Annotated in this window: 17 protein-coding genes; 6 read left to right on the top strand and 11 right to left on the bottom strand. The window is 75.7% G+C overall.

Translation table 11 applies throughout. From position 1 onward, the window contains the following. Positions 1-120 precede the first annotated feature (120 nt). Entirely contained in the window at positions 121-2,073 is a 1,953-nt protein-coding gene (locus ACFVSN_RS42115) for a ricin-type beta-trefoil lectin domain protein (RefSeq protein ID WP_387958783.1), read from the bottom strand. Between the two features lie 292 nt (positions 2,074-2,365). Here ACFVSN_RS42115 and ACFVSN_RS42110 point away from each other — a divergent pair, with 292 nt between their 5' ends. Then, entirely contained in the window at positions 2,366-2,881 is a 516-nt protein-coding gene (locus ACFVSN_RS42110) for a GNAT family N-acetyltransferase (RefSeq protein WP_387958781.1), read from the top strand. Between the two features lie 9 nt (positions 2,882-2,890). On the opposite strand, the gene ACFVSN_RS42105 is transcribed toward ACFVSN_RS42110, so the two are convergent. The 4 genes from ACFVSN_RS42105 to ACFVSN_RS42090 all read right to left on the bottom strand — a co-directional run bounded on the left by ACFVSN_RS42105 (position 2,891) and on the right by ACFVSN_RS42090 (position 8,521). Further along, a complete protein-coding gene (locus ACFVSN_RS42105; RefSeq protein WP_380448006.1) occupies positions 2,891-3,475 on the bottom strand; it encodes a hypothetical protein in 585 nt (194 codons plus the stop codon). Then, a complete protein-coding gene (locus tag ACFVSN_RS42100) occupies positions 3,453-4,325 on the bottom strand; it encodes a hypothetical protein (RefSeq protein ID WP_387958779.1) in 873 nt (290 codons plus the stop codon). Before ACFVSN_RS42100 ends, ACFVSN_RS42105 begins: the two co-directional genes overlap by 23 nt. A 499-nt stretch (positions 4,326-4,824) precedes the next feature. Further along, entirely contained in the window at positions 4,825-8,001 is a 3,177-nt protein-coding gene (locus ACFVSN_RS42095) for an amidohydrolase family protein (protein ID WP_387958777.1), read from the bottom strand. Between the two features lie 169 nt (positions 8,002-8,170). Beyond that, positions 8,171-8,521: a hypothetical protein gene (locus ACFVSN_RS42090; protein WP_380498085.1), complete on the bottom strand. Its 351-nt coding sequence runs from the start codon at positions 8,519-8,521 to the stop codon at positions 8,171-8,173. Between the two features lie 160 nt (positions 8,522-8,681). Here ACFVSN_RS42090 and ACFVSN_RS42085 point away from each other — a divergent pair, with 160 nt between their 5' ends. Continuing rightward, positions 8,682-9,497 carry an SDR family NAD(P)-dependent oxidoreductase gene (locus tag ACFVSN_RS42085; RefSeq protein WP_387958775.1) on the top strand — a complete coding sequence of 272 codons (816 nt, stop codon included), beginning with the start codon at positions 8,682-8,684 and terminating at the stop codon, positions 9,495-9,497. Positions 9,498-9,561: 64 nt separating this feature from the next. Here the strand turns inward: ACFVSN_RS42085 and ACFVSN_RS42080 are convergent, their stop codons facing one another. The 4 genes from ACFVSN_RS42080 to ACFVSN_RS42065 form a co-directional block, all read right to left on the bottom strand. Next, positions 9,562-10,638, bottom strand: coding sequence for a BTAD domain-containing putative transcriptional regulator (locus ACFVSN_RS42080; protein WP_387958773.1), 1,077 nt, complete (start codon positions 10,636-10,638; stop codon positions 9,562-9,564). 160 nt (positions 10,639-10,798) lie between these two features. Then, entirely contained in the window at positions 10,799-12,031 is a 1,233-nt protein-coding gene (locus ACFVSN_RS42075; RefSeq protein WP_380498082.1) for a beta-ketoacyl-[acyl-carrier-protein] synthase family protein, read from the bottom strand. Next, positions 12,028-12,345 carry an acyl carrier protein gene (locus tag ACFVSN_RS42070; protein WP_387958770.1) on the bottom strand — a complete coding sequence of 106 codons (318 nt, stop codon included), beginning with the start codon at positions 12,343-12,345 and terminating at the stop codon, positions 12,028-12,030. Before ACFVSN_RS42070 ends, ACFVSN_RS42075 begins: the two co-directional genes overlap by 4 nt. A 57-nt stretch (positions 12,346-12,402) precedes the next feature. Further along, a complete protein-coding gene (locus tag ACFVSN_RS42065) occupies positions 12,403-13,221 on the bottom strand; it encodes a class I SAM-dependent methyltransferase (protein ID WP_387958768.1) in 819 nt (272 codons plus the stop codon). Positions 13,222-13,563: 342 nt separating this feature from the next. Between ACFVSN_RS42065 and ACFVSN_RS42060 the strand changes: the two genes are divergently transcribed. The 4 genes from ACFVSN_RS42060 (at position 13,564) to ACFVSN_RS42045 (ending at position 19,705) form a co-directional block, all read left to right on the top strand. Further along, positions 13,564-15,039 carry a hypothetical protein gene (locus ACFVSN_RS42060; protein WP_387958766.1) on the top strand — a complete coding sequence of 492 codons (1,476 nt, stop codon included), beginning with the start codon at positions 13,564-13,566 and terminating at the stop codon, positions 15,037-15,039. Further along, a complete protein-coding gene (locus tag ACFVSN_RS42055) occupies positions 15,030-16,469 on the top strand; it encodes a hypothetical protein (RefSeq protein WP_387958764.1) in 1,440 nt (479 codons plus the stop codon). Before ACFVSN_RS42060 ends, ACFVSN_RS42055 begins: the two co-directional genes overlap by 10 nt. 183 nt (positions 16,470-16,652) lie before the next feature. Further along, a complete protein-coding gene (locus ACFVSN_RS42050; RefSeq protein ID WP_380498079.1) occupies positions 16,653-17,873 on the top strand; it encodes a 4-hydroxybenzoate 3-monooxygenase in 1,221 nt (406 codons plus the stop codon). 92 nt (positions 17,874-17,965) lie between these two features. Continuing rightward, entirely contained in the window at positions 17,966-19,705 is a 1,740-nt protein-coding gene (locus tag ACFVSN_RS42045; protein WP_387595146.1) for a methyltransferase, read from the top strand. Between the two features lie 61 nt (positions 19,706-19,766). Here ACFVSN_RS42045 and ACFVSN_RS42040 read toward each other — a convergent pair whose 3' ends face one another. Together ACFVSN_RS42040 and ACFVSN_RS42035 are read right to left on the bottom strand one after the other, a co-directional pair. Further along, on the bottom strand, positions 19,767-20,612 hold the full coding sequence (locus tag ACFVSN_RS42040) for a PIG-L family deacetylase (protein ID WP_387595149.1): 846 nt from the start codon (positions 20,610-20,612) through the stop codon (positions 19,767-19,769). A gap of 133 nt (positions 20,613-20,745) precedes the next feature. Continuing rightward, the gene (locus tag ACFVSN_RS42035; RefSeq protein ID WP_387595152.1) at positions 20,746-21,849 is read right to left on the bottom strand and encodes an NADH:flavin oxidoreductase/NADH oxidase; all 1,104 of its coding nucleotides are present in this window, start codon (positions 21,847-21,849) and stop codon (positions 20,746-20,748) included. Positions 21,850-21,962: the final 113 nt, after the last annotated feature.

The following is a 21,962-nucleotide window of genomic DNA, read 5'->3' as shown; positions in this document are numbered from 1 at the left end:
ACGTGGGGTCCGGGCCGCCCCGCGGCGGTCCTACCGCGGGTCGGGGGGGGGGGGGGGGGGGGGGTTCCCCCCGGGGGGGGGGGGGGGCCCGGCCCCCCCCCCCCCCCCGCCGTCCGCGCTTTAGGCGCCGGACACGAACTTCTCGTTGCCCGCGCCGGGGACGCAGTCGAACAGGATGATCCGGTTGTTGTTGTCCCAGGTCGGGCCCGCGCCCGCCACGTTGAGGCAGCGGCCGCTGGCCGGGTTGAGGAACTGGCCGTCGGCGGTCACCCGGAACGTCTCGTTGGCCGCGCCGGGCACGCACTGCCACAGGATGATCGGCGTGCTGTTGTCCCAGGTCGGGCCGGCACCGGAGACGTTGAGGCAGCGGTTGCTCGCGGGGTTGACCAGCTGGCCCGAGGCGGTGAGCTGGAACTGCTCGTTGGCCTGGCCCGCGGCGCAGTCCCACAGCACGATCGCGTTGCCGTTGTCCCAGGGGCCCGCGCCCCAGACGTTGAGGCAGCGGTTGCTGGCCGGGTTGAGCATCGCGCCGGTCGGGCCGGCGCTCTGCTTGTCGGCGGAGGCGAGGGCGAACGTCTCGTTGGCCTGGCCGGCGACGCACTGCCACAGGATCATCGGCGTGCTGTTGGCCCAGGTCGGGCCCGCGCCGGAGACGTTGAGGCAGCGGTCGCTGGCCGGGTTGTACAGCTGGCCCGAGGCGGTCAGCTGGAACGTCTCGTTGCCGGCGCCCGGCACGCAGTCCCACAGGATGATCGGGTTGCCGTTCGCCCACGGGCCCGCGCCCGCCACGTTGAGGCACTGGCCGTTGGCCGTGGTGCGCAGCTGGCCCGAGGCGGTCAGCTGGTACGCCTCGTTGCCGGCGCCCGGCACGCAGTCGAACAGGATGATCGGGTTGCCGTTCGTCCACGGGCCCGCACCGGACACGTTGACGCAGCGCCCGCTGCCCGGGTTGACGACCTGGTAGGCGCGGTTGACCAGGCCGCCGATCCAGGAGGCGAGGTCGTCGACGCGGGCCTCGGAGGCACCGGTGCGGGTCTCGGCGGGGTCGGTGCCCAGGCAGCCGCCCTGCCAGGCGCGGCTGGTGACGGCGGCGACCGCCGGCTTGCCGTTCTCGGTGCGCAGCGCCGGGGCGCCGGAGTCGCCCTTGCAGACGGTGTCGGCCGCGGTCTTGGCGGCGAGGTCGGCGCCGGCGGCCGAGAGCGCGGAGACGGTGAGCGCGGCGCTGTGCGGCGCGTTCGGCACCCAGGCGCTCGCGGTGCGGCCGAAGCCGGCGACGGTCAGGTCCTCACCGGCCGTCGGCGCGGCGGTGGAGACGGCGATCGGGGTGACGTCGTAGACCGGCGCGGCCAGGCGGGCCATCACCAGGTCGCGGTCGGCGCGCGGGGCGAACTCGGTGACCTCGACCGTGTGGCCGCCGACGGCCGCGGTGGTGCGGGTGCGCGGCAGACCGGTCGGGGCGGTGGTGGGGTCGGCCGGGTTGCCGGCGACGCAGGCGGCCGCCGACAGCACCCACTGCGGGGCGACCAGGGTCGCGGTGCAGGCGCGCGAGCCGGGGTGACCGGCCTGGCCGACCGTCAGCGTCCCGACCGCGGGGTAGGTGCCGGCGGGGGCCGTCGCGGCGGGGCCGTCGGTGGCGTTGAGCTCCAGCAGCGTGGTCGAGCCGCTGGTGCCGCCCTCGCCGACCGGCGTCCAGTCGTTCTTGTTGACGGCCACGCTCGTGACCGTGCCCGCCGTGTTCAGCGTGGCCTTGATCGTATGGTCGTCGCCGCGGATGTTGTAGACCTGCGGGATCTCCAGCGACAGGTACCCGGTGGACCCGGTGATCCTGAAACAGACCTCACTGGGGTTGGCCGCCCGGCTGTACAGCTGCACCAGGCCCGGACCCGAGGCGCAGTCGGCGAGCACGATGTGCCCGTCGCCCGCCTTGAGGGTCACGTTGTGGTCCGCCAGGACCTTCGCGGCGCCCGGGTAGGAGTAGTCCTCCACCACCGCCGGTGCGACGGCATCCGCAGCCGATGCCGTCACCGCCGGAACCGACCCGGCGATCACCGGTATCGCCACCATCAGGCCCATGGGCCAGGCCAGTCTTCGAATTCCGCGTATGACGCGATTCCCGTGCACAAACTCTCCCGAAAAGGACATGCCCAGGGAGGTGCCAACACCCCCCAGAGCCGGCAAAGAAAAGACCAGCCGGACGGTATCGGTTCACATCCGTGCACGTCAAAGAGTAAATCCGCACCCGGGCGGCACATCTGACACCGCTTTGCACAAAAACTCCAGGATGTGTCCCGGTCTCCGGAAAACACCGCCGGACGCCCGCCGATCATCCCGGTGAACTCCGCGCCCGGCTGCCATCCTGACGGTCATGGACCCCGTCACCGCCGTCCTCGCCCGCACCTGGCCCGTCACCCTGCGCACCCCCCGCCTCGTGCTGCGCCCGGTCGCCCCCGGGGACGGCCCGGTCATGGGCGAGCTGCTGACCGACCCGCAGGTCCGCGCCTTCCTGGGCGGCCCCGCCTGCGCCGAACGGGTCGAAGCCCGGTGGCGCGAATACCCGGCGAAACCGGGCGCGTGGGCGGTCGCGCCCGCGGCCGGCGGCGCGGCGATCGGCCTGGTCACCCTGGCCGCCGACTACCGCCGCGAGGGCCGGGCCGAGGTCTCCTACCAGCTGCTGCCCGCCGCCTGGGGCAGCGGCCTCGGCCGGGAGGCGGTCGCCGCCGCCCTCGCCTGGTGGGCGCGGACGGTGCCGGACGGCACCCCGGTGATCGCCGTCACCCAGCGGGCCAACCACCGCTCCCGCCGCCTCCTGGCGGCGCTGGGCCTGCAACTCGCCGACACCTTCGTGGAGTTCGGCGAACCCCAGTGCCTCTACACGACCTGACCGCGCCCCTCAGGCGCCGGCCGGCGGCCCGGTGCACGGGTGCAGGACGACACCGCCGCGCAGCCCCAGCCCGCCGGGCAGGTCGAAGCTCGCCCGCCGGTCCGCCACGGTGATCCGCTCGACGGCGACGGTGGCCCCGGCCGTGCAGCGCCCGGCGCGCACGGCCGCCAGTTTCCCCGCGCGCACCACGGCGATGAGCCCTTCGAGGTCGAAGACCACCTCGATGTCCACCCGGAGGGTGCCGACCGGCTGGTCGTCGACGAAGACCTTCACCGTGGGGTGGTGGACCGAGCGGACCCGGTGGTCCAGCAGGGCGACGACCTCCTCGCTGCCGGGCACCTCGCAGGTGCGCCGCGCCGCCTCGGTGAGCTTCGTGTAGGTGAGCCAGCCGCCCGCCAGGAGGTCGATCATGTCCAGCCCCAGGAAGCCGTGGACGACACTCTCGGCCTCCTGCCCGGCCGCGTGGGACAGCGGCCTGGTCAGGCCCTCCAGGGCACTGAGCGCTCCCTGCCGGCGGAGGGTGTCGGCGAACGGCTCCACCGCCCCCAGGAACGTCGCCAGCGAGTACGGGTCATCCGTCGCGACGATCGTCATCGTGCAGCTCCTCGAAGCTCGGCGGAAGGCGTCGGCCCGGTTTCGGCTCCAGCCGGACGCTGTGCCCGGCTGCGTCACCCCCGCCGCCGTGCTCGGTCAGCCCGGTCTCGGGGTTCCCCCATGTGCCCGGCGCGGCCGTCACGCGGGCCGTCACGGGGGGCGGCCGCAGGCGGTGGCGCAGCGTGAGCGCCGCCGCGGCGGCGAGGACGGCAGCGCCGAGGACGATCCAGAGCCAGGTCCGGTCGTGCGGGCGCGACGACGACGCCGCCGAGGTGGTGACGACGATCGGGATGGTCTGGGCCACCGTGTGCGTGTCCGCGCACTCCGCGGCGATGGAGTGGGGGCCCGGGGAGACGTTCGGCGGGAGGGTGGTGAGCGCGGTGAACCGCCCGGAGCCGTCGGCCTGGATCGGGTGCGAGGTCGGCCCGTTGTCCAGGGCCAGGACGAGCCTGGGGCAGGCGCTCGCCCGGCCCGAGACGCGCACCACCGCGCCCGGCGAGGCGGTCATCGTCCGGACGGGGAACGGCACCGGCGACAGCGACGACGACGGTGTCGGAGTCGGATTCGGCGCCAGGACGCGGACGTGCGCGTCGGCCGCGATCTGCGGGACCGACGCGCAGGACGCCCGCACGGTGTGGTCGCCGAGGGCGGCGTCGGGCGGCACGGTGATGCGGGTGGCGAGGTTCCCGTCGGCGTCGGGCGTACCGGAGACGGGCGGCGCGCCGGTGTCCCAGGCCAGGGCGACGGCGTCGCCCGCCGGGCAGGCGAAGCCCGTCCCGGACACGGTCGTGGCGGAGCCCGGCGCGCCCTGGCCCGGATCCGCCGCCAGGGTGGCCGGTGCAACGGTCACCGCGTCGTCCCGCGAGACGTCCCCGCATGTCGCCGTGACCCTGTGTTCGACGTCTGCGGCATCCGAGGGCACCGGGAACGTGCCGGAGGCGCTCCCGTCATTGCCGATCGGGAAGTGCGTGATGTCGGGCCGCTCGTCCCACGCCACTTCGACGGTGGAGCCGGGCGGGCACGTGCCGTACCCGGACACCGTCACCCGAACGGTCCCCAGCCGCGGCGCCCGGGACGGTCTCAGTGTGATGGTCGGCTTCTGCGCGGCCGACGTTGATGGCGAGGGGGATGGCGAGGGGGACGGCGAGAGCGACGGCGACGGCGAGGGGGAGGGGGAGGGGGAAGGCGACGGCGAAGGCGAGGGCGATATGGCGAGGGACACGGCGGTCAGCAGCACGGCAACGCCGACCGACACCGCCTTCACCGCCGACTCCGTCCTCCGGCCCCCGACGCCTGGCCCCCGGTCATTCTCGCCGCCGCGCCGTTCGTATGCATTCCGCGGCGTGCCGTCACAGTGCGCAGCAGCCCTCCCGCCGCAGCGCCTCGCCGACCGCGAGCCAGTCCACGCCCCCGGGCGCCACGCCCCCGGACGCCGCGACAGCCGGCCGCCGCGCCCCCTGCCCGCCGCCGTCCACCAGCTCCGAGGGCCGGTACACCACCCCGTCGCGCATCACCCACGCCGTGCGCACCAGGTCCGCGAAGTCGTGCAGCGGATCCCCGTCCACCACCAGCAGGTCCGCCAGCTTGCCCTCCTCCACCGTGCCGAGGTCGTCCGCCACGCCCCACAGCCGCGCCGGCGCGGCCGTCGCCGTGCGCAGCGCCTGGGCCGGCGACAGCCCCGCGTAGCGGTGCAGCGCCCGCAGCCCCAGGTGCACCTGCAGGCCGACCGGGGTGAGCGGCGCGTCGGTGCCCAGCGCCAGCGCCCCGCCGTCGTCCAGGATCCGCCGGTAGACGGCCATCTCCCGCTGCAGGGCGCGCAGTTGGTCCGGCGTGGGCGCGCTCTTCGCCTGCTGGCGCACCACCGCCGCGTCCCACGGCGGCATCAGCGCCGTCACCCGGGGATCCTCGGCCAGCGACGGGTCCGCGCCCACCAGGCAGAACGCCGAGAACGGCGTGATGATGATCGCGAAGTCCCCGCCCCGGTAGATCTCGTGGACGTCCTGGTAGCTGCGCCCGGTCGGCGAGGACACCCGCCCGTACTCCTGGCGCTGGGTGGCCTGCAGGTGCGTCGTCAGGTCCTGCCCCACCTGCACCCCGGGCGTCAGCAGGTGGCTGCCCGAGGGCACCCCGAGCTCGTGCGCCGCCCGCGCCGCCTCGGCCATCGTCGAAGCCGGCGCCCGCACGTACGTCTTGACGAAGTCGTACTCCAGCGCCGCCGCCCGCTCCATGCTGCGCCGCACCCCCTCGGCGGTGCGGTGGGCGCGGCCCATGCTGTAGGCGACGCGGGTGCCGTCGTGCAGCTCGCCGGTGCTCAGGAACCGCGGCCCGGCCATCTCCCCGGCGTCGACGGACTCACGCAGGCGCGCCTGCTCGTAGGCGAAGCCGCCCAGCGAGGCGGTGCCGGTCACCCCGTAGGCGAGGTTCAGGCGCAACTGCCGCCCGCCGTAGGTGTTCTGGTACGGGTGGGTGTGGGAGTCCCACAGGCCCGGCAGCACGGTGCAGCCGGTGGCGTCGACCAGCCGCTCCCCGGCGCGGCGCGCGCCCTGGCGGTGCGGCTCGACGGAGGTGACGCGGTTGCCGGTGACGACGATGTCGACGTCCTCGCGCACCGCCTCGCCGGTGCCGTCCCACAGCCGCCCGGCGTGGATGCGGGTGACGTCCGAGCGCGCCGGCAGGCTGCGGGCGGTGCGCAGCGTGAGCGCGACGGTGCTCGCACCGCCCCCGTCGCGCCCGATCAGCCGCAGCCGCCGGCCCGACAGGTACAGCAGCCGCTGGGAGTCGCCCGACCAGGACGGGTGGTCGGCCGCCTCGTCGGTCAGCCGCCGCGCCTCGCCCGCCGGCGTGCCGTCCGCGCCCACCGGCAGCACCCACAGCGCCGAGTCCACGACCAGCGCCAGGTGCCCGCCGTCCGGCGACCACACCGGGCCGCTGTCGCACCGGTCGGCCACCGAGGTGTCCGGCAGCGGCAGGTAGGACCTCGCGCTGCCGTCGCGGGTGTCGATCACGCGCACCACGTTGTAGCCCTCGCGGAAGCGGTGGTTGAGCCGGTTGCGGTCGCACAGCGCGACGTAGCGCCCGTCCGGCGACCAACTCGGCCGCCCCGGCAGGCCGTTGCCGCCCAGCGGCGCCGCCGACTTCGTCTCGGCGCCGGTCGCGAGGTCGACGATCAGCAGGGTGCCGGTGACGTCCTGGCAGGCCAGGCGGGTGCCGTCGGGCGACAGCGCCGGGTTGAACCGCCCGCCGCGCGCCACGACCGTGTCCGCCCCGCCGTCCAGCACCAGCCGGTGCACGGCCCCCAGACCGTCGCCGCCCGCGCCGCCGTCCGCTGGGCCGTCGTACACGTACACCACGCTGCGCCCGTCGCGGCTCCAGGAGGGCATCTGCACGTAGTGGGCGGGGGAGGCCTGGAAGAGCTTGCGGGGCCGCCCGCCGATCGGCGCCAGCCACAGGGCGTTGAGCGCGCAGAAGACGACGGAGCGGCCGTCGGGGGAGAGCGCGGGCAGGTGGACGCCGCGCACGTCGCGCTCGTCGGTGGAGGCGAAGTCGCGCGCCTTGCGGCGGTAGCGGGGCCGCGGCACCTCCAGGCGGGCGGTGAACGGGATCTCCTTCGCGCCGTCCAGGGCGGGGGAGCGCTCGGTGAGGCGGCCGTCGGAGAAGTGGACGAGCCCGCCCTCGGGCGTCCAGGACGGCGGCAGCGGCGCGACGTCCTCGGTGCCGGAGACCACCGTGCCGTCGACGGCCAGCGACGAGCTCGCGACCTGGTAGGAGGCCGAGACCTCGCCGAACCACACGTACGCCACGCGGCCGTCGCGCGCGACGGCCGGGCAGGCGACGGTGCCGCTGTCCACGGTGCGCTGCACGCTCACCGGGCCGCCGGCGGCGGGGACGGCGGCGATGGTGCGCGCGCCGGCGGCGTCGGCGCGCACGAACAGGATCCGGTCGCCGTCCGGGTGCCAGGCGGGGTCGTAGTCCTCGGCGTCGGCCCGGTCGGTCAGGCGGGCCAGCCGTCCGGTGGCGACCTCCACCGTCCAGATGTCGTACGAGCTGCCGGTCACCGCGTCGCCGCCGCGCTCGGAGGAGAACGCGAGGAAACGGCCGTCGGGGGACCACGAGACGCCGCGGTCGTCCCACGGACCGGAGGTCAGCTGCCGCAGGTTCGACCCGTCGGGGGCCATCGTCCACAGGTGGAAGCCGCCGCCCTGGTAGGCGCAGAACGCGAGCGCCGAGCCGTCGGGCGACCACGCCGGGCGGGTCGGCTCCAGCCCGGGGGCGGTGAGCGCGCTCGCCTCGCCGCCGCCGCGCGCCAGCGCCCACAGGACGCCCTGGACCTCGATGACCAGGTGCTGTCCGTCGGGGGAGAGGGCGGCGCAGGCGTTGGTGCCCGCGGTGAACGCCAGCGTCCGCGACCGGCGGCCCTCCTCGGCGTCCCCCGCCGCGACGGCGGGCGGTGCGAGGGGCCCGAGCGCGGCCCCGGCGCCCGCGAGCGCGGCCGCCCCGATGAACCCCCGCCGACTGACGTTCGACACGTTCTCTCCCTCGTCGCACCCGAACGGACACTCCCCGCACCGGCCCCGGCTGCTCACACCCCACCCGGGCCGGAGCCCCGACGTTACCCGCCCGACTGTCGACGTACCGTCAAAACCCGCTGCACCACGCACATTTCACCGCCCGGCGCGACCGCCGCGGGCGGATCGGTCAGTCGATCTCCACGTGGTAGACCGTGCAGTCCGGCAGGTCCCCGCCGTCGTCCTGGCCGAAGCGGTGGGAGCCGGTCTGGCCGTGGCACTCGTAGTCGAACAGGCCCGAGTTGTGCCCCGACTGCCAGTGCCGCACCCCGTACGCCTTCGCGTACGACTCGCCGGAGTTCGCCCAGCACGTCCACTTGCCGCCCCCGTCGCGGGCGGCGAAGAACTGGGCCGGGCCGTCGCACGGCCAGGCGTCCGTCCGCACGGAGGACGGCTGGGCGGCGGCCGGCGCCGCCAGGGCGACCAGCGGGGCCGCGCCCGCGACGGCCAGGGCGACGACGGCGTGCAGGAACCTGCGCATGAGTGGTTCTCCCTCGCGTTCCAGGTGTTGGTGAGCGGCCCCCGTCGGGCCGCTCACCAGCACCCTAGGAACCGGCGGGCCCCACCGGTCCCTGACACCTGTCAGGAGCACGGCCATGATTGACTGGCCGTCAACAGCAGGGCCGGACAAGGGGCGGACAATGACCGACGACCAGCGCGTGTACATCGTGACCGGCGGCGGGACCGGCATCGGCGCCGCCACCACCCGCCTGCTGCGCGCCGCCGGCCACCACGTGGTCGTCTCCGGCCGCCGCCCCGAACCGCTGCACCGCATCGCCGAGGAGACCGGCGCCCTCGCCCACCCCGCCGACACCGGCGACCCGGCCGCCGCCGACACCCTCGTGGACGCCGCCCTGGCCGCCCACGGCCGCCTCGACGGACTCGTGCTCAACGCCGGCACCGGCGTCGGCGGCGCCGTCGGCGACCTCACCCCGGAGAGCTGGGAGGCCGTGATGCGCACCAACGTCACCGGCCCCTTCCTGCTCCAGCGCGCCGCCCTGCCGCACCTGCTGGAGACCCGCGGCGCCGTCGTCGCGGTCGCCTCCGTCTCCGCGCTGCGCAACGGCCGCGGCGACGCCGCCTACGCCACCTCCAAGGCCGCCCTCCTCCAGCTGTGCCGCTCCCTGGCCGTCGACTACGGCGGCCGCGGCCTGCGCGCCAACATCGTCTGCCCCAGCTGGATCCGCACCGACATGGCCGACCGCCGGATGACCCGCTTCGCCGCCGAGAGCGGCCTCGACACCCTCGACGAGGCCTACCGCGCCGCCACCCGCCTGCTGCCCGCCGCCCGCCCCGGCACCCCGCAGGAGGCCGCCGAAGCCATCACCTGGCTCCTGTCGCCCGCCGCCTCCTTCGTCAACGGCGCCGTCCTCACCGTCGACGGCGGCGGCACGGCCGTCGACCCCGGCACCCTCGCCTTCGACTTCCACATCGAACCCCGCGCGCCGCGCCCCTGACCGGCAGCCGGACGGGCAGAGACGCGGCCGCACCGGCGCCCCGGCCGGCCGTCGGGCCGGGCGGTCACGGCGCGGGGGCCGGGACGTCGCCGTGGAGGATCATGCGGTGGACGCGGCGGAGGTCCTGGCCGGGGTGGACGGCCAGGTCGTCGCGCAGGCGGCGGCGGGTGCGGTCGAAGACGGCGAGGGCGTCGGCCTGGCGGCCGCCCAGGTAGAGGGCGTGCATCAGCATCGCGGCGACCGGCTCGTTGAGGGGCTGGGCCTCGGCGAGGGCGGACAGTTCGGCGACGGCCTCGCGGTGGCGGCCCAGCCGCAGCTGCCAGCCGAGTTTGCGCTGGGCCAGGGCGGTGCGGTGCTCGGTGAGCCGCAGGCGTTCTTGTTCGGCGAGCGGGCCGGGCTGGCCGGCCAGGGGCTCGCCGCGGAACAGGTCCAGGGCCAGGGCGCACAGGCGGACGGCCTCGGGCAGGTCGCCCGCGCGTTCGGCGGTGCCGGCCGCAGTCCGGAGGTCCTCCATGCGGGCGACGTCCACGGCCACCGTGCCGGGCACCAGCCGGTAGCCGTCGCGGTCGCTGGCGATCACCGCGTGCGGTCCCCCGCCCGTGCGCAGGGCCTTGCGCAGGCGGTAGACGTAGACGGGCACGACCTTGGTGCCGGGCGGCTCCTCGCCCCAGACGCCGTCGACGAGTTCACGCTGGCTGACGGCACGGCCCGGGCGCAGCGCGAGCGCGGTCAGGACGGCCTGCTGGCGCAGGTGCCCGAGGTCGAGGGGGCGGCCGTCGTGCCAGGCCCGCAGCGGTCCGAGCAGCGAGATCCGCAGCGGCGGTCCGGGGGTGCGGCGGGTGCCGTCCGCGGGCGTGGGCCCGGTGGTGCGGCGGCGCGGGCCGTGGCCGGGGGAGACCAGGCCGGAGTCGAAGGCGTGGACGACGGCGGCGGTGCGGTCGGGCAGTCCGAGCCGGGCGAGGAGGCGGGCGAGGAGCCCGGCCACGGCGCGCGGCGGGATGGCGAGGGCGGCGGCGATCTCGTCGTCCTTCAGGCCGCAGCCGACGGCGTAGAGCAGGTCGCGTTCGCGCGGCCCGAGCGCGGCGTCGGCCGGGCGGGCGGTGATCGTGGTGGTGCTGGGTGGCGGCGTGGTGATCGGCATCGTGGCCCCCGGACACTGGATGGCTCTCTGCGGTGGACGCCGTCGATGCTGGTCCGGCCGCCGGGCCGGGGACAGGCCAAGCCACCGGCCATATCCGGCCGGTGACGGGTGGCCGGTCCCCCGTTCCCCGTCACCGGCCGCCCGCCGCGCCCGCCCCCGCTCACGGGGCGCCGAACACCACCACCGAGTTCTGGCCGCCGAAGCCGAAGTTCTGCTTCACGGCGACGTTGATCGGGGCGGACCGGCCGGTGAGCGGCGTGTAGTCGAGGTCGCAGTCGGGGTCGGGGTGCTCCAGGTTCGCCGTCGGCGGCACGTACTTGTCGCGGATGGCGAGCAGCACACCGACGCTCTCCAGGACCCCGCACGCGCCGCAGGCGTGCCCGATGACGGACTTGGGCGCGGTGATCGCCAGGTTCCGGGCGTGCGGACCGAAGGCGCGCTTGAGGGCGGCGGTCTCGGCCCGGTCGTTGAGCGGGGTCGACGTGCCGTGCGCGCTGACGAGGTCCACGGCGTCGGCCCCGACCCCGGCGTCGGCCAGGGCGAGGGTGATCGCCCTGGCCGCGATCGCGCCGTCCGGCCGGGGGGCCAGGGCGTGGTGGGCGTCGCAGGTGGTGGCGGCGCCGAGCACCTCCCCGTGAACGGTGGCGCCGCGACGCAGCGCCGAGCGCTCCGACTCCAGCACGAGGACCGCGGCGCCTTCGGCGGGCACCATGCCGTCCCGGTCGCGGTCGAAGGGGCGGGAGGCGGCGGCGGCCTCGGCCGCGGGCCGCCGGGAGAGGGCGTCCAGGAGGGAGAAGGAGGCCAGGCACGGCAGGTCGAGCCAGCTCTCCACGCCGCCGACCAGGACGACGTCGGCGGTGCCGTCGCGCACCGCGCGCAGGCCGGCGCCGATGGCGTCGGTGGAGGACGCGCAGGCGGTGGAGATGGTGAGCACCGGGCCGGTGATGTCCAGTTCCTGGGCGACGAGCCCGGCGGCCTGGTTGGGCAGCAGGCGCAGCAGGCCGAGCCGGTCCATGCGCGACCAGCCCTCCCTGCGCAGGACCGTCACCTGCCGGGCGGCCTCGTCGAGCCCGCCGCCGCCGGTGCCGACGTACAGGGCGCCGGGGGCCGTGCGCAGGCGCGCGTCCGCCCGGGCCTTGACGGCGGCGGCGAACAGCAGTTGCTGGAAGCGGGAGGTGCGACGCACCTGCGGGGCGCTCAGGTAGTCCCGGGGGTCGAAGCCCGTGACGACGCCGCCGACCCGGCAGGGCAGCGGTTGTTCAAGGTCCAGCGCCGAGACCGCGGACTTCCCGGCGGCCAGGGCGGCCCACAGCTCCTCGGGGGTGGGGCCCGCGCACGACTCGACGCCGATCCCGGTGACCAGGACGCGGTGGCGCACCGCCCGGGGCGTCACCGCGTCTCCGGCAGCGCGCCGCCCACCGCGCCGGCCCGGGCACCGCCCACCGCGCCGCCCAGCGCGTCGACCACGTCGCCGACGGTCTGCAGGTCGCCGATCCGGATACCGGTGTCCGCGAGCTCGACACCGAATTCCCGCTCCAGGACGACGAGCAGTTCCAGAGCTTCCATGGAATCGAGGCCGAGCACCGGACGGCCGGGTTCATCGGCGTAGAACAAGGCCGATTCCCGGGTGATGGAACCCGGGTTTTCGCCCAGGTCCGGGCGGATCTCGGAAATCGCCCGGACGACCACGGGCAGCACCTCGGTCATGATGAATTCCCTTCGTGATTCCGCTGGTTTCGCGGGGTGTTTCAGGGACGGGGTGTTTCAGGGACGGATCGCGGAGAAATACACGCAGCGCCGCGTGATCGTGAAAGGCGTGCCCTCGTGCTGCTGCTCCAGCGCCTCGGCGAGCAGGCCGGCGGCGGTGTCCCGCTCGATCCCGGGCAGTGCGGCGGCGGCGAACATCGGGGTCGAGCACAGGGCGGTGAGGAAGTCCCGGCCGAGGGTGAACTCGCGCTCGGTGCGCTCCACGCCGGTGAAGCCGGCCGCGGCGAGGGCGGCCTGGTAGTCCCCGGCGCTGCGCCGCAGCCCCGGCGGGCGGCCGGTGACGGCGGCGGTGCGGGCCGGTGTCAGGCCGCGGGCCCGGGCTGCGCGGCGGGCCGCGCCGACCAGCTCGGCGTACAGCGGAAGGTCGGCGGCGCTCTCCGCGCCCGCGTAGAAGGCCGAGTTGAACACGAGGCGCCCGCCGGCGGCCAGCACCCGCCCGATCGCGGTGAGCGCCTCGCCGAGGTCCGGGACGAGGTGGATGCAGTTGGCGAGCACGGCGGTGTCGAAGCCGCCGGCCGGGAACAGCCCGGCGACGGCGGCCGCGTCGCCCTCGACGAAGCGGGCCCGGTGGCCCAGGCGGGTGCGCGCCGCGTCGAGCAGGGCCGGGTCGGGATCGACACCGGTCAGGGCTACGGCCGGCCCGCGCAGCAGCAGTTGCTCGCTCACCGCGCCGTCCCCGCAGCCGATGTCCAGGACGGCCTGCCCGGCGCCGACCGGGACGAGGTCGAGCAGCGCGCGGTTCAGCCCGGCGTACGCCGGGTCGCGGCGCAGGGCGGCGTAGTCCGTGGAAGGCCCGCTGTCCGTTCGTGTGCTCATCAATTGACTCCCCGTGAATTCGACGTCCCTCGCGACGCGTTTCCCGCGTTCTTTCCGGAATTGTTTCCGGCACGTTTCCGGTGCGCTCCCGGCGTGCCGTGAAGCCCGGCGAACGGCGCCGACGCTAGCAATGGCCGCGGCCGTCGACAAGTGATTCCCGGCCGCCCGGCCGTCCCCGGGCCGCCCGGCCAGCGGAAATGGTTTCGTTTCATCCCCGCTTCATCGCCGCCGGATAGCTTCGGCGGGCCGCACGGAAAAGATCCCCGCATCCGGGCCCCGGAAGTCCGGGGGCTCTGCATTCGAGGCGCCGTCAGCACCGCGGGCGTCACAAGGAGAGCGTCAGTGGAATTCACAGAACTGGGCGACCGCACGACGCCCGCCGGCCGGCTGGTGTTCTGGACGCCGGCCGCCCCCGCCTCGGCCTGGGCCGACGACCCGCGGGCGCCCGCACTCGTCCACGAGCACCACGTCCGCGCGGCCGCAGCCCGCGGCGCGCGGCAGGTGGACCCGGCGTGGATCGGCGTGTCCTTCCGCGTCGGCCCCACCGGCCGCGAGCGCCTGGCCCACGCCCTCGCCGCCTGGCTGCGCGCCCACGAGCACCTGCGCAGCCACCTGCTGCCCACCCCCGGCGGCTGCGCGCGCCGCACGCTGCCCGCGGGCGCGGTCGGGCTGCGCCGCGAGGAGATCGGGGTGTTCGCCGACGGTGCGTCGGTGCGCCGGCAGATCGAGGCGTTCTTCGACCGCGTCGGCCCGCTGGCCTGGCCGCAGGTGCTCTTCGCGACGGTCGAGGACGTGACGGCCGGGGGCGCGACGGTCGAGGACGTGACGGCCGGGGACGCGACGGCCCCGGGCGGGGTGACGGTGTTCGCGGGCGCCGACCACGGCGTCGCGGACGGCTTGACGCTCGCCATGGTCCCCGGTCAGATCCGCGACCTGCTGGCCGGCGGCGCCGGGCACCCGGCGGGCCCGACCTTCCTCGACTTCGGCGCCGCGGAGCCGGCCCTGGCCGAGCGGCTGCCCATGCGTCCCGAACACGTCGACCGCTGGCGGGCGTTGCTGCGCGGCGACGCCGGAGCGGCCCCCGCCTTCCCGCTGCCGCTGGGCGCCGGCGACGCCCCGCACGCGCAGCGCAGCACCGGGCGCTGGCTGCTCGACGCGCCGACGGCCGCCCGCTTCGCCGCCGCCTGCCGCGCGGGCGGCGGCACCACGTCCGCGGGGCTGCTGTCCTGCCTCGCCCTCGCCGCGGCGAGGGTCGCGGGCACCCGGCAGCTGTCCGCGGTGGCGCTCGCCAACACCCGCCCCGACCCGTGGCGGGCGGCGCCGGGCTGGTTCGTGGGCCTGCAGCCGGTCCGCATCCCCACCGCTCCGGGGGCGACCTTCGCGGACACGCTCGGGCACGCCGCCGCCGAACTGCGCCGCCACCGCCCGGGCCCGGGCAGCTCGCTCGCGCACGTGCGCCGGATGCTGGGCCGGGAGGTCCGCCTCCGGTTCGTCGTCTCGTACCTCGACGTGCGCCGGGTCGACGGCACCCCGCCCGAACAGGAGGACCGGATGCTGCGCAGCCGCGTCCACAGCCCCGGAGAGGTGCACGTATGGCTGACCAGGAGCGAGCGGGGCGTGCACCTGACGACGCGCTTTCCCGACACGGCCGTGGCGCGCACGAACGTCGCCCGCTTCGAGCGGGCCGTCGCACGGATCGCCGCCCGGACGGCCCTCGCCTCCCGGACCGCGACCGCGACCGCCCCCGCCGCCGTCCCCGTCCCCGTCCTCGTCCCCGCTCCCGCCCACTGCCCGGAGGAGATGCTGCCGTGCGGATGACCCAGATCCTCGACTGGCGGCCCGCGCCCGGGGAGGTGGTCGAGTTCCTCCCGGTCGCCGACCGCGCCCCCGAGCCGCACGACGTACCGCCCTCCGGCTTCCAGCGCGCCCACCTCGGGATGGCCGCCGCCCGCCGCGCCACCGGGCAGCGGCAGTCGCCCTGGGTGGCCCTGGCCTTCGACCTGCCCGGCCGGGCCGACCCCGAGGCGCTCGCCGGCGCCTGGCAGGAGTTGGTGCGCCGGCACGAGGCCTACCGCGCCTGGTACGAGCCGCGCGGCGACGGCCTGGCGGGCTTCCGCCTGCCGCCGCAGGCCCTCACCGTGCGCCCGGTGCGCGTCGGCGCCTTCGCCACCGCCGCGGACCTGCGCGACCACCTGCACCGCCGGATCGACGAGCACACCGCGCCCGGCCGCCCCGGCCCGGGCCTGCTCGCCGGCGTCGTCCTGCGGGGGACCACGTCCACCGTCTACGCCGCGATCGACCACGCCTACACCGACGGCCACTCCATGGCCCTGCTCTTCGACGAGCTGCGCACCCACTACGCCGCCCGCGCCACCGCGGCCACCACCGGACCCACCCCGGCGGCCGTGGCCACCACGCCGGCCGGCCCGGACGAGGCCGTCGGCTACCTGGAGTACAACCGCCGCGAGCACGAACGCTCCCTCGCCCTGACCCCCGACGCCCCCGAACTCGCCCTCTGGTCCGCCTTCCTGGCCGTCGGCGACGACGGATCCGCCACCACCTCCGGCGGCTTCCGGGCCCTGTCCGGCTTCCCCGTCGACCTGGGTACCGACGGCCACGCGCTCGTGCCCGGCGTCCGCCTGCACTACCCGGTGCTCACCGGCGCCCAGGCCGAGGCGTTCCGGGCCTTCTGCGCCCGCCACGGCGGCGGGTTCGCCGCCGGCACCTTCGCCGCGCTCGCGCTCGCGCAGCGGGAGTTCACCGGCAACGACGTCTACCGCGTGCTGACGGCCGTGTCGACCAGGGCCTACCCGCGGCTGCTGCCCGTGCACGGCTGGCTGGTGAACTTCGGCCCGCTGCTCTTCCGGCTGCCCGCCGCACCGGACCTCGACGCGGCGATCCCCGCCGCCCAGCAGGGCTTCCAGCGCGCCCGCGCCGCCGGCGACGTGCCGCTGCACCGGGCGCTGGACCTGCTCCCCGGCACGGCGCCGCCCGTCATCCCGCCGATGGTCTCCTACCTGGACGGCCGCGCCGCGCCCGGCTCCCGCGACTTCCTGCGCACCGACGCCACACTGCTGACCGGCCCGGACGGCGCGGCGGGCGTCTCGATGTGGTTCAACTGGTTCCGCGACCGGGCCGACCTCGTGGTCACCGTGCCGGACACCCCGCAGGCCGTCCAGGGCGTGCCGAAGTACCTCGACCGCGTCCGGGAGATCATCCTCACCGCCGCCACCCGCCCGGCCCCCTGACACGCCCGGCGGGTCGGCCCGGGCATCCCGTGCCGGCCCGCCCCACTTCGTCACGCTCGGTGGCGACGGAAGCCCCCTCCTGGGGCGACCGTCGCCACCGCGACCACGGACCGTCATTCCCCTCACCGTTTCGAGTGATTCCGGGCCTGCGCTGTATCCACGGGTGATTAAGATCCACTTTCCGTGACCGAAAGTCAGAACACCCGCACGGCCCGGGAGAAGGCCGACGTCGTCGTCCTCGGCGCCGGACCCGCCGGGCTCACCCTCGCCAACCTCCTCCACGCCCGCGGCATCGACTGCGTCGTCCTGGAACGCGCCGACCGCGCCCACGTCGAGACCCGCGCCCGCGCCGGCTTCCTCGCCGCCAACACCGTGCGCACCCTCGACCGCCACGGCCTCGCCGACGGCCTGCACCGGCGCGGACAGCCCCACGGCACCTGCGAGTTCCGCACCGACGGCGGCAGCTTCCGCCTCGACTACGCCGGCCTCGGCCGCCGCGAGGCCCACACCGTCTACCCCCAGCAGGACCTGGTCACCGACCTGCTCGCGCACTACCTGGCCGCCGGCGGACGCATCCGCTTCACCACCGAGGCCCTCACCGTCCACGACGCCCACGGCCCCCGCCCCACCGTCGCCGCCCGCGACACCGGCGCCGGCACCGACGGTGAGACCGTCCACTGGCAGGCCCGCTACGTCGCCGGCTGCGACGGCCGCCACGGCGCCGCCCGCCGCTCACTGCCCCCCGGCACCCCCCGCCATCACCGCGACCACGGCATCTCCTGGCTCGGCCTGCTCGCCCAGGCCCCGCCCAGCCTCGACGCCGTCGGCTACGCCGTCCACCGCCGCGGCTTCGCCGGCCACATGGCCCGCACCCCCGACGTCACCCGCTACTACCTCCAGTGCGAACGCGGCACCGACCCCCACGCCTGGTCCGACGAACGCGTCTGGGACGAACTCGACACCCGCATGCGCAGCGCCGACCACCACCCCCTGCACCGCGGCCCGATCATCCAGCGCACCGTCATCGACCTCGAATCCGACGTCATCCAACCGCTGCGCCACGGCTCGCTCCTCCTGGCCGGCGACGCCGCCAGCCTGCCCGCCCCCGCCGCCGCCAAGGGCGCCAACCTCGCCGTCCTGGAAGCCGAACTCCTCGCCGACGCCCTCACCGACACCCTCGCCCACGGCGACACCGGCGCCCTCGACCGCTACTCGAGGACCAGCCTGACCCACATATGGCGCGCCCAGGAGTTCTCGCACTGGATGATCCAGCTCCTGCACGCCCCGCCCGGACCGGACGGCGAATCGTTCTTCCACGAATCCATGCGGCGCTCACGCCTCGACTCGCTGCGCACCTCCCGCGCCTTCCAGGACTGGTTCGCCGAGAGCTACGTCGGCATCTGAGCCCACCACGGCCGCACCACAGCCGCACCACCCGCACGACCGCATCCGCACGACCACACCCTCACGAGCACCGAACCAAGGACGCCCACTCGATGACGACGACGCCCCCGGACGATGCGACCCGCCTGCACGCGACCGCCGACTTCGTCCGCCAGCAGGACACCGCCGACCTCCTCCCGCTCCTGCTGCCCGGCCTCGACGGCCCGGAACTGCGCGCACTGGCCGACCACTGCCACTTCGCCCACGCCGCCCTGCTCCTCCTGCCGCCCGACGAGGCCACGCTGCGCGCCCAGCTCGCCGCCTGCGCCCTGGACCCCGACACCCCGCAGCACCCCAGCGTCGTCGTCCGCGACCGCCTCGCCCACCGCCACGGCCTCGACCCCGCCGCCCTCGACGTGCGCATCCTGCGCCCGCCCGTCACCGGCCCCGGCGAGGAGCCCCGCCTCGTCGAGGTCTTCGCCCTCACCGTGCCGCCCGGCTCCGCCCTCGCCGAACTCGCCGCCCACGAACGCGCCCACGAGCACGAGACCCACCTCGCCTTCGAGGTCACCCGCCCCGACCCGCTCGTCCTGCGCGGCCTGTGCGACCTCCTCGCCCGCCACGGCGCGGCCCCCGACGGCGGCGGCTACAACCCCCACGAGGACGGCACCGTCCTCTACTTCACCGCCCCCGCCGACGCCAAGACCGGCTACCGGCGCATCGAGCTCTACGTCCCCGGCGACCACCGCCCCGCTCTCGCCGCCCACCTCCACGACTCCCGCGCCCACCAGCCCGCCGAAACGCTCCTGCGCCTGATGACCGGCGCGTGGACGACCCAGGCCCTCGCCGTCAGCGCCGAACTGAAACTCCCCGACGCCCTCGACACCACCGCCGCCACCGCCACCGACACCCTCGCCCGCCGGATCGGCGCCCACCCGCAGAGCCTCACCACCCTCCTGCGCTACCTCGCCATGCTCGGCGCCGTCACCGAGGCCCCCGACGGCTTCCGCCTCACCGAACTCGGCGCCCTGCTGCGCACCGACACCCCGGGCTCGATGCGCCCGCTGGCCCTGATGTACGGCGGGCCGTTCTACGAGTCCTTCGGCCGCCTCGCCCACACAGTGCGCACCGGGCAGACCGCCTTCGACCACCTCTTCGGCGAGAACCACTTCGACCACTTCGCCCGCGACCCCGAACTCGCCGAGCTCTTCGACCGCTCCATGGCGGCCAGTTCGCGCATGTTCGAGCCGGTCCCGGCCCACCCCGCCCTCGCGGCCGCCGCCCAGGCGCCCGCCCCCGCGACCGTCGTCGACGTCGCCGGCGGCAACGGCGAACTCCTCGGCCGCATCCTGGCCGCCCACCCCCGCCTGCACGGCGTCCTGCTGGAACGCCCGCACGCCGTCGAGGCCGCCCGCGGCCTGCTCGACGCGGCCGGCACCGGCGGGCGCGTCGACTACCGGGCGGGCGACTTCGCCGACGTCCCGGCCGGCGGGGACGTCTACGTCCTGTCCCGCGTGCTGCACGACTGGGACGACGAGCGCTGCCGCGAGATCCTGCGCCACTGCGCCCGCGCGATGCCCGCCCACGCCGACCTGCTCATCATCGAACGCGTCCTGCCCGCCGACGGCTCGCCCTCGCTGGCGACCGCCTGGGACCTCCACATGATGTGCAACGTCGGCGGCCGCGAACGCCGCGCCGACCACTACGCCCACCTCCTGGCCGACGCCGGCCTCCACCTCGTCGGCCAGAGCCCCCTCCCGCTGGGCGCCACCGTCCTGCACGCCCGCAAGGCCGTGATCCCCGCCCCCGCCCACGGGTCCGCCCCCGACCCGGTCGCCACCACCGGCCGCTGACGACGAACGCCGACGGCGTCCTCTCGCGGGAGGACGCCGCCGGCGCGGGCGTGACCCGGCGTCAGCGCAGGCCGGCGAACAGGTCGTCCTCGGGCAGCGGCGCGTTCGTGGTGTCCCGCACGCGCACGAAGGTCTCCAGGCCCATCAGGTCCGTGAAGCGCTCCTGGCCCATGCGCAGGAAGAAGATGTTCTCGCCCTGGCTCGCGTGCGCCCGCAGCGCGTCGAACTTCCGCCCGCCGAACTCGGTGGTGTCCACCCAGGTGGTGACGGCCTCGTCGGGCAGGCCGATCTCCGGCATCTGCTCGGCCTCGCTCCCCTCCCCGGACCGCTCCGGCTGCGGCTCGTCCTCGGCGAACTCCCGCATGGCCTCGCCGAAGCGCCGCATCGTCGAGTGCGGCACGGTGGTCCAGTACACCTTGGGCGTCAGCCCGCTGCGCTCCAGCGCGGCCATGGTGATGCGGTGGGCCTGGATGTGGTCGGGGTGGCCGTAGAAGCCGTTCTCGTCGTAGGTGACGACGACGTCGGGCCGGTAGTGCAGCATCAGGTCGGCCAGGCGGGCGGCGCCTTCGGCGACGGGGGTGCCCCAGAACGAGCCGGGGGCGTCGTTGGCCGCCCAGCCCATCATCCCGGAGTCGCCGTAGTCGAGCGTCTCCAGGTGGCCCACCCCGAGGACCTGACAGCTGGCCTCCAGCTCCTTGCGGCGCAGCGCGGCGACGGCGGCGGGGTCGTGTCCGGGCTCGCCCGGCTTGACGCCGCCGGGGCCGTCGCCGCAGCCGCCGTCGGTGCAGGTGACGAGCACGGTGCGGATGCCCTCGGCGGCGTAGCGGGCGAGGACGCCGCCCGTTCCGGTCGCCTCGTCGTCCGGGTGGGCGTGCACTGCCATCAGGGTCAGCGGCCGGTCAGCCATGGGTCCGTCCTCGGTCGGTCGAGTGATCAGTGCCCAGTCTGCGTCAGGACCGGACCGAAGGTCACATCACTTCTGCCCGTTTCCGCGCAGTGCGCCGGCCGCCCGTTCTTCCGTGAACGGGCGGCCGGGCCCGTCAGGCGCGGTGGTACTGCACCGGCGAGTGGACCTGCCCGCCGAGCGCGGCGGCGGCGTGGCGCGCCCAGGAGGGGTTGCGCAGCAGCTCGCGGCCGATCAGGACGGCGTCGGCCCGGCCTGCGGCGAGGATGTCCCGGGCCTGGGCGGGCTCGGTGATCAGGCCGACGGCCGCCACCGGCATGCCGGCCCCGCTGCGGACCGCCTCGGCGAAGGGCACCTGGAAGCCGGGGGCGGCGTCGATCTTCGCGTCGGGGACGAGGCCGCCGGTGGAGACGTCCATCAGGTCCACGCCGCGGGCCTGGAGCTCCTTGGCCAGGCGCACGGTCTCCTCCAGCGTCCAGCCCTCGCGCCCGTCCTCGGGGTTCTCGGCGATCCAGTCGGTGGCCGAGACGCGGAACAGCAGCGGCAGTTCCCCGGGCCACACGGCGCGCACGGCGTCGACGACCTCCAGGGCGAAGCGGGTGCGGCCCTCGAAGGAGCCGCCGTACTCGTCGGTGCGGCGGTTGCTGGCGGGGGAGAGGAACTGGTGGATCAGGTAGCCGTGGGCGCCGTGGAGTTCGACGGCCTGGAAGCCGGCCTCCAGGGCGCGCCGGGCGGCGTCCGCGAACTGCCCGACGATCTCGCGGATCTGCTCGCGCGTCAGCTCGTCCGGCGTGGTGTGGTCGGGGGAGAAGGCGACGGCGCTGGGGCCCACCGGGGTCCAGCCGTGCGGCTCGTGCGGGGCGAGCGCGCGCCCGCGCTCGACCCAGGGGCGCTCGGTGGAGGCCTTGCGCCCGGCGTGGCCGAGCTGGATGGCGGCGACGCTGCCCTGGTCCTTCAGGAAGGCGGTGATCCGCCGCAGTGCCTCGGTCTGGGTGTCGTTCCACAGCCCGAGGTCGTAGGGGCTGATGCGGCCCTCGGGGGAGACGGCGGTGGCCTCCACGATGATCAGGCCGGTGCCGCCGGCCGCCCGCGCCGCGAGGTGGGTGAAGTGCCAGTCCGTCGCCACCCCGGCCGCCCCGCCGTCGGGCGCGGCGCTGTACTGGCACATCGGCGGCATCCAGACGCGGTTGGGGACGGTCAGTTCCCGCAGCGTGTAGGGGGTGAAGAGGGTCGTGCTCATGGAGGCTCCCCGGCGGCATTGATTGCAGGTGCACTATCTGCTGCAACAATAATTGCGGACGCTTGCCATTGCAAGGGCGGGCTTTCCCTGAGCAGCGAGGTCCCGGGCTGACG

The sequence above is a fragment of the Kitasatospora sp. NPDC057904 genome, from assembly GCF_042887925.1.
Classification (GTDB): domain Bacteria; phylum Actinomycetota; class Actinomycetes; order Streptomycetales; family Streptomycetaceae; genus Kitasatospora.
The sequence above is the reverse complement of the archived record's forward strand: the minus strand, read 5'-3'. Positions and strand labels throughout refer to the sequence as shown.

Excerpts from the sequence above, each read along its gene's own strand:
- ACFVSN_RS42115 (WP_387958783.1), bottom strand. The coding sequence starts at position 2,073 with ATGGGCCTGATGGTGGCGATACCGGTGATCGCCGGGTCGGTTCCGGCG.
- ACFVSN_RS42065 (WP_387958768.1), bottom strand. The coding sequence starts at position 13,221 with ATGAGCACACGAACGGACAGCGGGCCTTCCACGGACTACGCCGCCCTG.
- ACFVSN_RS42105 (WP_380448006.1), bottom strand. The coding sequence starts at position 3,475 with ATGACGATCGTCGCGACGGATGACCCGTACTCGCTGGCGACGTTCCTG.
- ACFVSN_RS42035 (WP_387595152.1), bottom strand. The coding sequence starts at position 21,849 with ATGAGCACGACCCTCTTCACCCCCTACACGCTGCGGGAACTGACCGTC.
- ACFVSN_RS42085 (WP_387958775.1), top strand. The coding sequence starts at position 8,682 with ATGACCGACGACCAGCGCGTGTACATCGTGACCGGCGGCGGGACCGGC.
- ACFVSN_RS42070 (WP_387958770.1), bottom strand. The coding sequence starts at position 12,345 with ATGACCGAGGTGCTGCCCGTGGTCGTCCGGGCGATTTCCGAGATCCGC.
- ACFVSN_RS42110 (WP_387958781.1), top strand. The coding sequence starts at position 2,366 with ATGGACCCCGTCACCGCCGTCCTCGCCCGCACCTGGCCCGTCACCCTG.
- ACFVSN_RS42040 (WP_387595149.1), bottom strand. The coding sequence starts at position 20,612 with ATGGCTGACCGGCCGCTGACCCTGATGGCAGTGCACGCCCACCCGGAC.
- ACFVSN_RS42045 (WP_387595146.1), top strand. The coding sequence starts at position 17,966 with ATGACGACGACGCCCCCGGACGATGCGACCCGCCTGCACGCGACCGCC.
- ACFVSN_RS42090 (WP_380498085.1), bottom strand. The coding sequence starts at position 8,521 with ATGCGCAGGTTCCTGCACGCCGTCGTCGCCCTGGCCGTCGCGGGCGCG.
- ACFVSN_RS42080 (WP_387958773.1), bottom strand. The coding sequence starts at position 10,638 with ATGCCGATCACCACGCCGCCACCCAGCACCACCACGATCACCGCCCGC.